The organism is Endozoicomonas sp. ALB115 (assembly GCF_049310245.1).
Classification (GTDB): Bacteria; Pseudomonadota; Gammaproteobacteria; order Pseudomonadales; family Endozoicomonadaceae; genus Endozoicomonas.
On record NZ_JBLYZG010000018.1, the window covers coordinates 1 to 11,988 of the forward strand.

Below are 11,988 nucleotides of genomic sequence, written 5' to 3' on the forward strand. Positions count from 1 at the left end.
GTTTTGATGACCTACCTGATGGATACATTCAATATTACGGCAAGATAACAAAGAGTCGGAGTTCTGGTGAAGAAGTCAGAAAACACAGGGATTCTTCCGCAAGAAGTATCTATCTGAGCCTGCTGCGAGATCGCTTCAAAGTAAAACCCGCTGGCAGGAATATCATCATACAGCTGGCTTATGAGTCAGCAAAAAGCAAACACCACCTAGCGGATATCATCAATGAAGTTCTCGAAAATCTGATTAAAGACTCTTATGAGCTTCCTACCTTTGATGCACTTGCTCGGGTCGCAAGTGACCAGCGCCGAAGGATTAATAAAGAACTCTACAGCAATTACCTCGATTCTCTTGATGAAAAGTCCAGACTGGTTCTCTCATCATTACTGGATGAAGAACCATGGGAAAAGCTTAAAAAAGAACCTGGAAAGCTGACGACAAAAAACACAACTAATACGCTGGGAGTATTGAGCTGGCTTCGCAAGCAACAGGCAGATCTACCCAACTTGCCGGATATCACACCTGACAAATACCGGGACTTGCAGTTGGAAGCCCGTGCTCTGGATCGTTCGGAAATGGCTCGATTGAGAAAGGGTAAGCAAGAGTTACTGTTGACGATCCTGCTCCGTTACCGACTTTCCCGCACCCTTGATGATGCGGCTGATTTACTGATCAAACTGATTCGGCGTATGCACACTCGGGCAGACAAGAAGCTGAAGGAATGGCTGAAAAATAAAACGAAACAGCAGGAGCAGCTTATCGGGCAGCTGAAGGATGTCACCGTTGCTTACCAGGGGAGTTGCAGAGACGATCAGCATAAACTCCGGAATATAGGCACAGCCCTGAAACACAATCCGCAGGAAGTGATCGACTCCTGCGACCAGCTACTGACTTACTCAAGCAACAACTACCTCCCGTTTTTACTCCCTATGTTCAAAAATCACAGAGCAAATCTGTTTGATGCCCTGAGCTTGCTGAAAGTGAGAACGCCTAATAGTGACTATGAGTTGATCAAAGCCATACTGTTTATCAAGAAACACCAGGCATCACGTAAAAGCCATATTGATGTATCCAACAGCTCTGTATCCCTAAAGTGGATACCTGCAAGAAAGTGGTGGACTTCAGTCACTGAGACTCAAAAGAAAGGTGAGCCCGTTACTAAGGTACATCGCCTTTATCTTGAGCTGTGCCTCTTTACGCTGGTTGCAGAAGCACTCAGGTCAGGCGACTTATTTGTTGAAGACAGTGAGAATTATAGTGATTTCAGAACCCAGTTTATCTCAGAAGAAGAGTATCAAGAGCAGTTCGAAGATTTCTGCCAAATGATGAGCTATCCCTCCAATGGTAGCGACTTTTGCAGGCAGCTCAAAGCCAGACTTCACGCTGTTTGCAAAAAGGCTGATGAGCAGTTCCCAGATAATACTGAAGTGCAAATCATTAATAAAAAGCTATGCATCACCCCAATCAAGGCAGAGAAGCCAACCCCTGAACAAGAAGTGCTCGTATCCCTGATCAAAGAGCGTATGCCGCCCAAAAATATTCTGGATGTGCTGTCTGAAACTGAAAAGTGGCTGAATCTCAGCAAGCATATCCGGCCTCTGTCGGGTAACAAATCCAGAATCGATAATACAGAAGAGCGCTTTGTTCTCAACCTGCTTTGTTACGGCTGTAACCTTGGGCCAGTCCAGTTGTCCCGCTCAGTTCAGAATATCAGCCGAAAACAAATTGCACGGCTGAACCTTAAGCACTGTTCTGAAGACACTCTCATCAAATGTATCAGGGATGTCATTAATGGCTATAACCAATTTTCGCTACCTAGCTACTGGGGAACCGGAAAAAGAGCGTCCGCCGACGGCACAAAATGGGATGTGTACGAAAACAACCTTCTGTCCGAGTACCACATTCGGTATGGTGGCTATGGCGGCATTGCCTACTACCACCTCAGCGACAAATATATCTGCCTTTTTTCACGCTTTATACCCTGTGGTGTTTATGAGGCAATTTATATTCTGGACGGTCTTCTGCAGAATGATTCCGATATTCAACCCGATACTGTCCATTCTGATACACACGGGCAAAGCCTTGCAGTTTTTGGATTGGCTTATTTGCTGGGAATCAAGCTAATGCCCAGGATAAAGAACATTAAGCGGTTAAACCTACACCGACCAGAGGCAGGAGCCAGATTCAAGCACATCAACGGTATCTTTGCGGAGCCTATCGACTACAAGGTAATCGAAAGAGAATTACCGGAAATGCTGAGAATCGCCATGTCAATTAAAGCGGGGAAACTGACTGCATCAACCATTGTTCGTCGCTTGACTGGCAAGAGTCGGAAAAACCAGCTGTATTATGGCTTCAGGGAGCTTGGCAGGGTCGTACGAACTCAGTTTCTGATGGAGTACATAGCTGATGGTGGCCTTCGCCGTATGATTAATGCTTCGACCAACAAAAGTGAGCACTTTAACAAGTTTTCTGACTGGATTTTCTTCTACAACAAGGGCGTGATTCGGGAAAATGACCGACACGAGCAGGCCAAAATCATTAAGTGGAATCATCTGGCCACTAATATGCTCATATTTTATAACGTCGAAGTGATGACAAGGGTACTCAAAGAACTGAGAGAAGAAGGACAAAAGATTACTGAAGACGATTTGAAACACCTGTCTCCCTATATTGAAAGTGCGAACAGGCTAGGAGACTACCGTCTTGAATTAGGCAGGCATGTGCGCCCGTTAGATTTCTCAATTTCTGTTTTATAAACAGTAGGTTAGCGAATTTTTCTGACGTAAAAGCAATTTTGCAGGTCGGGGCCCTAAGCCTGCTATTCAGTTTGAGAATTTAATAACTGCTTGAAAACGCGGTTTTCGGGCATGATTAGGGAGCGTCTGTTAAAAATGCCGTTTCGGCCGACCATGTAGTATTATTTATTGATCTATGGGTCAAAAGTCGGTCTTCGCGTAGAGTTGGGTCACCCTTCACGACTTGGAATCTACAAACGCCTGGTCAGGTCTGGCCATCAGGGTGTGCCGGTGGGAGCCCTGCAAAAAGAGCTGGACATTCCGGGTTCAACCCTTTCCCATCATATTTCAGCCCTGGTCTCTGTGGGGCTGATTAAGCAGAAGAGGGATGGCAGGACACTGTATTGCATTCCCCAGTTCGCCACCTTCAATGAGGTCATGGGGTTTCTCAGCGAGGAGTGTTGTGCGGACGAGTCAACGTAATCAGGCGGGGTAGGTTACCAGTGCCTGATCCATCAGGAACTGGTAACCGGATCAATTAAGCAGCCATAGAGCGCTTTTTCATATAAACCAGCAATAGAGATACGGCAGCAGGCGTCATCCCCTGGATACGGGAAGCACGGCCCAGTGTCTCCGGACGGGCATCCGTCAGCTTCTGCTTCAGCTCGTTGGAAAGCCCTTCGATCAATGTGTAGTCCAGCGCCTGTGGTATGCGGGTGTTCTCATAACGTCGCATACGGTCTATCTCTTCGGTCTGACGGTCAATATAACCCTGATACTTGGTCTGTATCTCCACCTGTTCAGCGACCTGATCATGGGTTTCCGCGTCTCCCACCAGTCCGGCCACATCGTTATAGGTCAGTTCCGGACGACGCAGCAGTTCCAGTAGGCTGTATTCACGGCTTAAAGGTTTGCTGAGCTTATTTTCCAGGGTACGGGCAGCATCACTACCGGGATGAACAAACGCTGCCCTGAGGCGCTCAGACTCCTTCTCAATACGCTCCTTCTTGTCACTGAAGGCCATCCACCTTTGATCATCCACCAGCCCCAGTGCCCGGCCTTTCTCCGTCAGGCGCAGGTCGGCGTTATCTTCCCGCAGGATCAACCGATATTCTGCCCGGCTGGTAAACATGCGGTAAGGCTCACTGGTGCCATTGGTAATCAGGTCATCCACCAGCACACCGATGTACGCTTCATCACGACGTGGGCACCAGGACTCTTTATCCTGTGCCCTGAGCGCCGCATTCATACCCGCCAACAGTCCCTGTGCGGCCGCTTCTTCATAGCCAGTGGTACCGTTGATTTGACCGGCAAAGAACAGGCCTCCAATGGCTTTGGTTTCCAGGGAGTACTTAAGTCCTCTCGGATCAAAGTAATCGTACTCGATGGCGTAACCGGGACGGGTAATATGGGCATTTTCCAGGCCACGAATGGATTGGATCAGGTTGATCTGCACATCAAAGGGCAAACTGGTGGAGATGCCATTGGGATAAAGCTCATTGGTGGACAACCCTTCCGGCTCCAGAAAGACTTGATGGGAGGTTTTATCCGCAAACCGGGTAATTTTATCCTCAATGGATGGGCAATACCTCGGACCTATCCCTTCAATTACCCCGGTAAACATGGGTGAACGGTCCAGTCCTCCACGGATGATCTCGTGGGTACGCTCATTGGTATGGGTGATATAGCAGGACACCTGTTCAGGGTGTTGCTCAACCGTGCCAAGGTAAGACATCACCGGCATCGGCGTATCCCCCGGTTGCGCTTCCATCACGGAAAAATCCACACTTCGGGCATCAATACGTGCAGGCGTCCCTGTTTTCAGGCGTCGAACATCCAGGGGCAGTTCTCTCAGCCGGTTGGCCAGGGCAATGGAGGGCGGATCACCGGCCCGGCCACCGCTGTGGTTTTCCAGACCAATATGAATTCGCCCCCCCAGAAAAGTCCCTGCGGTCAGAACAACGTTTGCGGCAAGAAAACGAACGCCCATGTTGGTCACGACACCACGCACCTGGCTGGTGTTGTCATCAACCACCAGATCATCCGCAGACTGCTGAAATATCCACAGGTTCTCCTGGTTTTCCAGAATCGAACGAATGGCGGCCTTGTAAAGTGCCCGGTCAGCCTGTGCCCGGGTAGCCCTGACCGCCGGTCCTTTTCTGCCATTGAGCACCCGAAACTGGATACCGGCAAGATCCGTCGCTGTTGCCATGGCACCGCCAAGGGCATCCACCTCTTTGACCAGATGACTTTTACCAATCCCGCCAATGGCCGGATTACAGGACATCATCCCCAGAGTTTCGATGTTATGGGTCAACAACAACGTTTTAACGCCCATACGAGCTGCCGCCAGGGCGGCCTCCGTACCGGCATGACCACCACCGATCACAATCACATCAAATTGTTTTGGGAAATCCACTGCCAACGTCTGTCACCTGTTATCAAGAGAAGATAAGGCTAGCAATTATACACCGGTTAGCCAGTGCTGTGACCCATCATTGGATAAGCGTGACCTGAAGACTTCACAGTGCCCGCCCGATAACCAGGCTTGCATAACGGGCGTGAGTGGCAACCGGTCACGTAATTTTACTCACAGCCCGTAGATCTGCCCAAAAAGTTTGGTTTTTTCTTATCAAACGACGAAGTTCTTCCAGTTAAACAACAGTAATAACAGCGAATAGCTGTTTTTTAGTGTTATCTTATTTTTTTTATTGATATTAGTGTTGATAAAATCTGTGGATAAACGTACAAAACTCTTTATTTTCAACACATTATAAATTGAACAACCCTGTTATGTTGCTGGTCACAAGGTTTAGTTAACCTGTCATTAAACTGTGGAAAAAAACGACCTTATCCACAGGGCAATTTTATAAAAAGGTTATTCCCTGCGTTGTTCATAGCTTATCTGTGTATATTTCCACATTTCCATAACGCCCGGGTACTTTGCCCGACAACCCGCTGTGATGGGATCTGCCGGGTAATCGGTGGATTTATCGCCATTGAATTTATCCACAGCGCAATAAAGCAGTTGCGAAGTCAGGGAAAATAAGTACAATTCGCAAACGATAATAATTCTTGTTTGCAGACTGCTATGAAAAAACTCCTCTCTATTACTTCCGCTATTGCTATTTCCTGTTCTTCTTTGCTGGCCCAGGCTGCTGAAGAGGTCAATATCTACTCTTATCGTCAGCCTTTTCTGATAGAGCCCATGCTGAAAGACTTTGAACAGGAAACGGGCGTAAAGGTGAACGTGGTGTTTGCCAAGAAAGGACTGGAGGAGCGTATTGAGCGGGAAGGCAAATTCAGCCCGGCAGATGTCGTACTGACTTCCGACATGATCAGTCTTTTTGATCTGGTTGATCGCCAACTGGTGCAACCCGTGAACAGTAAAACCATTAATGAGAACATCCCTGTGCACTTAAGGGATCCGGACAACCAGTGGTACTCATTAACCATGCGGGTGCGGAATATTTACAGCTCCAAACGCAGCGACAAGCCCGTTGATATCAACTACGAAGACCTGGCCAGCAGCAAGTTCAAAGGCAAGATCTGTACCCGCAGCGGCAAGCACCCCTACAACATTGGTCTGGTCGCCTCGATGATCGCCCATAACGGTGAAGCACAAACCAAACAGTGGCTGGAAGGGGTAAAAGCCAACCTGGCCCGTCGTCCCCAGGGGAATGACCGGGCCCAGGTCAAAGCGATCAAAGAGGGGGTTTGTGATGTCTCTCTGGGCAACAGCTACTACTTTGGCAAGATGATGAAGAATGATGATCAGAAAGCCTGGGCTGATGCCGTTTATATTAACTTCCCGAACCAGAAGACGGTGGGTTCCCATGTCAACATCAGTGGCATGGTGATGGCAAAGTACGCACCGAACAAGGATAATGCCCTCAGGCTGATGGAGTACCTGGCCAGTGAAGAGGCTCAGTCCATTTATGCCCGGGACAATATGGAATACCCGGTCAACCCGAACGTTCCAGTGTCTGACACCGTGGCTGCATGGGGAGAATTCAAGGCGGATCCACTGCCTATTTCAGACATTGCCGCCAACCGAACCAAGGCTCAACGTCTTCTGGACGAAGTAAAATTTGATCTATAGATCTCATTAGTGCATGAATCACAACTTACCAACCTACTGGAGGGCTGGCAGCTGGCTGCTGGCCCTTTTGCTTTTTTCCCCTGTTATCGCCCTGATCCTGGAGGCTTTCACCCCTGCCGGTGAGTTATTTGATCATCTTTGGGATACCGTCCTGACCACCTACATCGTGAACAGTGTTCTTCTGATTCTCGGGGTAGGGGGACTTGGGGCTGTTCTGGCGATCCCTGCCGCCTGGGTGATGGCCAATGCCCGGATTCCGGCAAGAGATCAGCTCCAGTGGTTACTGGTATTACCACTGGCCATGCCATCCTACGTTATTGCCTATATCTATACCGACCTGCTGGAATTTGCCGGACCAGTGCAGCGTTTTCTCAGAGCGCTCACGGGTTGGACGTCAGCCGCAGACTATTCCTTCCCGGAGATACGCAGCCTGGGCGGTGCCATTATAGTGCTTGCCCTGGTGCTTTATCCCTATCTGTATCTGCTGGCAAGAACCGCGTTTCTTGAGCAATCGAAAAGCCAGACCCTGGCCAGCCGACTGTTAGGTTGCTCACCTCTGCACAGTTTTTTCCGGGTAACCCTGCCCATGGCCCGTCCCGCCATCATTACCGGTCTGGCGCTTATGGGCATGGAAGCCCTGGGTGATTTTGCCACGGTAAGCTATTTTTCCGTGCCCACATTAACCACGGCGGTATACGACACCTGGCTAGGTTATGGCAGCCTGAATGCGGCGGCAAAAATCTCGGCCATGATGTTGCTGGTGGTCATGTTGTTGATCAGTATGGAAAAATACAGCCGTCGTAAACAGCAGCTGTACCAGAAAAATACCGGGCAGGAGCAGCGGGAGTTGATCGAGCTTTCTGGCTGGTCAAAATGGCTGGCTATCGGCTGGTGCTGGCTGCTGGTCACCCTGGGCTTTTTGCTGCCTTCTCTGGTGCTGGTGGAGTACCTGATTGTCTATTTCGATGATTCATGGAGCAGTGCTCTGTTTGAATATGGTATCAACAGTCTGATGGTTTCCGGTTCCGCAGCTGCTGTTGCCTGCTTTATTGCCTTGTTCCTGGGCGTTTATCAGCGTTTACAGCGCACGAGCTTGTCCCGTATCCCTGCTCGCCTGGCCTCCACCGGTTACGCCCTGCCGGGCAATGTTCTGGCCATTGGGGTACTGATCCCTCTGACGCTCTCGGATAATGTGCTCAACGAACTGCTGATTCACTGGCACCAGTCACCGGTTGGGCTTATTTTCAGTGGCTCTGCCATTACCCTGGTGTTTGCCTACGTGGTGCGGTTCTCCGCTGTTGCGGTTGGCAGCGTTGAGTCCAGTCTTGGGCGAGTGTCTCCTTCACTGGATATGGCCAGCCGAACCCTGGGGTGTAACCCCGGGGAAATGGTCAAGCGTGTGCATCTGCCGTTGATCCGTAAAGGCATGCTGGCAGGGCTGCTGCTGGTATTTATTGAGGGTATGAAAGAGCTGCCTGCCACACTGCTACTGCGCCCCTTTAATTTTGAAACACTGGCCACCCGGGTCTTCCAATATGTGTCTGATGAGCAGCTGGAATATGCGGCACCTGCCGCATTGGTGCTGGTTCTGGTAGGATTGGTGCCCCTTATTATGCTTAATCGCTCTCTGGAAAGGCAGGAACAGCAATGAGTGCCCTGAACATCACTGAACTTGCCTGTGCTTATGATCGGTCAGCCAGAAAAAGCAGCGCCACTGGCGATCCTCTGGTCCTGTCCGGGGTAAACCTGGCCATAGAGGATGGTGAAATTGTCTGCCTGCTGGGTCGCAGTGGCTGTGGTAAGTCGACCTTATTAAAAGCGATCGCCGGTTTGATTCAACCGGTATCCGGCACCATTGAACTGCATGGCCGGGAAGTCAGCTCAGCTGCCCGGGTAACACCGCCAGAGCAGCGGGGCATCGGCATGATCTTTCAGGATTATGCCCTGTTTCCCCACCTGACGGTGTTTGACAACATCAGTTTTGGACTTAACAGTTTTGGACTTAAGGGTGCCTTCGGCCAGAACCAACAGACCTCCGAACAGGTCAGGCAACGGGTTCAGGATATGCTGCAGCTGGTGAATCTTTATGGTCTTGACCAGCGCTATCCACATGAACTGTCCGGAGGGCAGCAACAACGGGTGGCCATCGCCAGGGCACTGGCCAACGAGCCTTCCATTCTGTTGCTGGATGAACCGTTTTCCAATATCGACAGCCAGGTCCGTCAGCATCTGGTCAGGGAAATACGGGATATTCTGAAGCAGCAAAAAGTCGCCGGACTGTTTGTGACCCACAGTCGTGAAGAAGGTTTTGCTTTTGCGGATACCATCGCCGTCATGGGGCAGGGCAGAATCATGCAGCAGGGGACGGCCTTCGATATCTATCACTACCCTGATAACCGTTTTATTGCCGACTTTATGGGGGCCGGAAATGTTCTGCCGGCCACCATTGAAGATGAGTTTCATGTGAGCACCCCGCTGGGCGTTGTGGCATCCACCCAACCGCTCTCTGTGGAAAAGGCAGGCACAAGCCTGGAGTTGTTTATCCGGCCACAGATGGTGGCCCTCTCGGCTGTGGATAAATCTGAAGGCTTACTGTCTCAGACCTCTGCCGATACTTTTCCACAGGCAACGATTACCCGGCAGCAGTTTATGGGCAAAAGTATACGCAGCGAGATTCATCTGGACTGTTGCCAGGGGAGTTATCAGCTGGTGGCAGAGCATTCAAACCCGGTAGCCGGGAATGCCAACGTTCAACTGAACATTATTCCCCATGATCTGGTGTTGTTTGATGCTGATGGCCTGAACGCACGGCGAAAAAGAGGAACCGCACCATGATGCCCAGACATAACTGATGTCAGGCTAACCCGGATATTTCAGAAACTTGCTCCCGTTTGTCCTTTGCCGCTCTAAGTGAGTTTTGCTCAGTCGACCGTACTCCCCGGTACGGCGCTCCCTCACAAAATCCCTTAGAGCGACAAAGTCCTGAGAATTATTTCAGATATGACTTCTCTGGACTAACCTCTATCAGATTTTTCCGGAGTGATCTGATGAGAGAGTCTATCTTGCCATTGCCTCCTGCACAGGAAAAACCAGATGAACCTTGTCTGAGTGAAACGAATCCGGTTATTCCTGAACAATCAGCTCATTTTCACAGGTGGAGTATTACCTCGCTACCGGTGGAATTATTGTTGAAAATTACCGGTTATTTACCGCTTAAGGACGCGTGTAATTTGGCACTTGTTTCCAGAAGAATGCACACTGTCCTGAATGAATATGGATTATTTGAAGTTGTTCGGTGCTACGGGAATCTGAGTAAGAATGAACAGCTGTTTTACCGGGGTCTGAGTATTACCAATCAACCACTGATTCATCATCTGCGGACATCAAAAATACAAGTCATTGCCGGGCAATCGTATTGTACTGAAAATTTTCCGGCAATCTGCGCATATCACGCTGATCATTTACGCAATGAAACCATTAATGCCACCTCACTTAAATTTGTGCTGCAAAACTCGTTTGGCAGGGAAGATAACATTAGTGAATACTATCTCAATGAGAATCACAGTCGGCTGCTCATTAATGATAGTCACAGCTCTCAGTGTTCTATCTGGACGGCGGGAAGTGATGGTTGCTGGAGCAGGGAATTCACCATTAAAGCTCGCAGTTTCTTCGAATGCTTTAACAGCATTGATCGATACCATGGCAATACTGTTTTTATACCTGTTGATCCTCCCCCCTCTGATAGATCTGCTTTTAAAACCTATGGTGCTAAAGACGCTTTACTGTCGATTATTCAGCGGGATGGGAAAGGCTTATGGACTGAAACAAAGCGAATGACTGTCGCTGAGCTTTTTCCCGATCCTTATGGAATAAAAAGCCTTGATTTCAGCTTTTTATCTTTTCAGATTTCACCTGATGGGAAATCTCTGATTTATTCTGAATCTTACCGGATGAGCCTGATTTTAGGCCAGCAATTGAATGGTCAATGGCAAAACAACGGTGTTTGCATCGGACGTCGCAGTATTTTCAGCCCGGACAGTAATCATATTGCCATAAATTGTGGAAGATATATCGATTTCTATGGAAAAAGAAAGGATGGCCGTTGGTTAGCCAACGGGAAACTGGAATTTAGCATGCCTACCATGGCTCTGACAGAAGCGAGAAAAAGAGTAGAGGATTATTGTGGTTTTGACACCATTCAATTCAGTCCGGACAGTCAACATTTTGCTGCATGCTTCAATGATGCCGGGGAAGATTCCGACGACATGGATATAAATGTAGAGGATTTTTTCGTGGTTGTTTTTAGTCTTGGTGATAACGGTCGATGGTCTGAAGCATTAAGAATCACCAAACATCAGCCGCAACCCGTTGATATTATATCGCTGGACGTAACCTTCAGTCCCGATAGCCGGTATCTGGTTGTTCATGGCGAAGATAATTTTGATATCTGGCATTTAACGGATAACAACGGTTGGGTAGCGGAAATAAAAGATCATGACTATTTCCAGAAGTCCCGCTGGGTTTTGCCTAATTCAATGGTGACATTCAATGTGGACTCCTCGGTATTTGTGCTGTTTCAGGAGGGATCTGCAATGATCTGGCAATTGGACGGGGCCGGAATGTGGCACTGCCAGCACATGTTTACTTATATTTGTGACAGGGGATATCCTCGCAGGTATGCAAACTCCGCTGTTCCTACTGCCCAGAAGCTCAGCCCGGACGGACACTCGATTATTTGTACTGACGATCGGGGGAGGCTGGATATCCAGGTGCAAAAGAAATACGGTGAATGGGTCCGGCAAACCCCGGACTCTGATTTACGACTCTGTGAACCTGATTTTAATCACGGTGGGTCCCTTTTTGCCGGCCTTGATGTTAACGACAAATCTTGTCTGGTTGTACTGGGCATAACTCCAAAGGGTATCTGGCAGGAAAAGGGCCGCCTGCAAGCGGAGGGTTGCATTGACAGCTTCAAATTCAGTCCTTGCGGTCACTCCATACAGGTCAGCTCTATGGATGGCGACCGGAAAATCCTGTCTTTTTGGCAGATCGAGCGGGAACCTGACAGGCAACAAAGAATGCATTTACCGAGATCCCGGGAGGTTGACCAAGAATAGCCACCGTATGAATGTAGCAGCAGCTGCCCGATAG

General features: G+C 49.1%; 7 protein-coding genes. 6 read left to right on the top strand and 1 reads right to left on the bottom strand.

Going from position 1 to position 11,988, the window contains the following annotated elements; genetic code table 11:
• Both ACO6VE_RS10510 and ACO6VE_RS10515 read left to right on the top strand, forming a co-directional pair.
• Positions 1 to 2,756: Tn3 family transposase (locus tag ACO6VE_RS10510; RefSeq protein ID WP_422461210.1), on the top strand; the 2,756-nt coding region annotated here is incomplete at its 5' end.
• Between the two features lie 168 nt (positions 2,757 to 2,924).
• On the top strand, positions 2,925 to 3,218 hold the full coding sequence (locus ACO6VE_RS10515; protein WP_422461212.1) for an ArsR/SmtB family transcription factor: 294 nt from the start codon (positions 2,925 to 2,927) through the stop codon (positions 3,216 to 3,218).
• A gap of 55 nt (positions 3,219 to 3,273) precedes the next feature.
• On the opposite strand, the gene mnmG is transcribed toward ACO6VE_RS10515, so the two are convergent.
• Positions 3,274 to 5,154, bottom strand: a complete 1,881-nt coding sequence (mnmG, locus tag ACO6VE_RS10520) for a tRNA uridine-5-carboxymethylaminomethyl(34) synthesis enzyme MnmG (RefSeq protein ID WP_422444429.1) — start codon at positions 5,152 to 5,154, stop codon at positions 3,274 to 3,276.
• A gap of 672 nt (positions 5,155 to 5,826) precedes the next feature.
• Between mnmG and ACO6VE_RS10525 the strand changes: the two genes are divergently transcribed.
• The 4 genes from ACO6VE_RS10525 to ACO6VE_RS10540 all read left to right on the top strand — a co-directional run bounded on the left by ACO6VE_RS10525 (position 5,827) and on the right by ACO6VE_RS10540 (position 11,954).
• Complete coding sequence (locus tag ACO6VE_RS10525; protein ID WP_422444431.1) at positions 5,827 to 6,837, top strand: Fe(3+) ABC transporter substrate-binding protein; 1,011 nt, start codon at positions 5,827 to 5,829, stop codon at positions 6,835 to 6,837.
• Positions 6,838 to 6,850: 13 nt separating this feature from the next.
• Entirely contained in the window at positions 6,851 to 8,488 is a 1,638-nt protein-coding gene (locus ACO6VE_RS10530) for an ABC transporter permease (RefSeq protein ID WP_422461214.1), read from the top strand.
• Positions 8,485 to 9,672: an ABC transporter ATP-binding protein gene (locus tag ACO6VE_RS10535; protein WP_422444435.1), complete on the top strand. Its 1,188-nt coding sequence runs from the start codon at positions 8,485 to 8,487 to the stop codon at positions 9,670 to 9,672. Before ACO6VE_RS10530 ends, ACO6VE_RS10535 begins: the two co-directional genes overlap by 4 nt.
• 212 nt (positions 9,673 to 9,884) lie before the next feature.
• Entirely contained in the window at positions 9,885 to 11,954 is a 2,070-nt protein-coding gene (locus tag ACO6VE_RS10540) for an F-box-like domain-containing protein (protein WP_422461216.1), read from the top strand.
• The last annotated feature ends 34 nt before the right edge of the window (positions 11,955 to 11,988 follow it).

Coding starts and splice junctions, on each gene's coding strand:
- ACO6VE_RS10535 (WP_422444435.1), top strand. CDS start 8,485: ATGAGTGCCCTGAACATCACTGAACTTGCCTGTGCTTATGATCGGTCA.
- ACO6VE_RS10530 (WP_422461214.1), top strand. CDS start 6,851: ATGAATCACAACTTACCAACCTACTGGAGGGCTGGCAGCTGGCTGCTG.
- ACO6VE_RS10540 (WP_422461216.1), top strand. CDS start 9,885: ATGAGAGAGTCTATCTTGCCATTGCCTCCTGCACAGGAAAAACCAGAT.
- ACO6VE_RS10525 (WP_422444431.1), top strand. CDS start 5,827: ATGAAAAAACTCCTCTCTATTACTTCCGCTATTGCTATTTCCTGTTCT.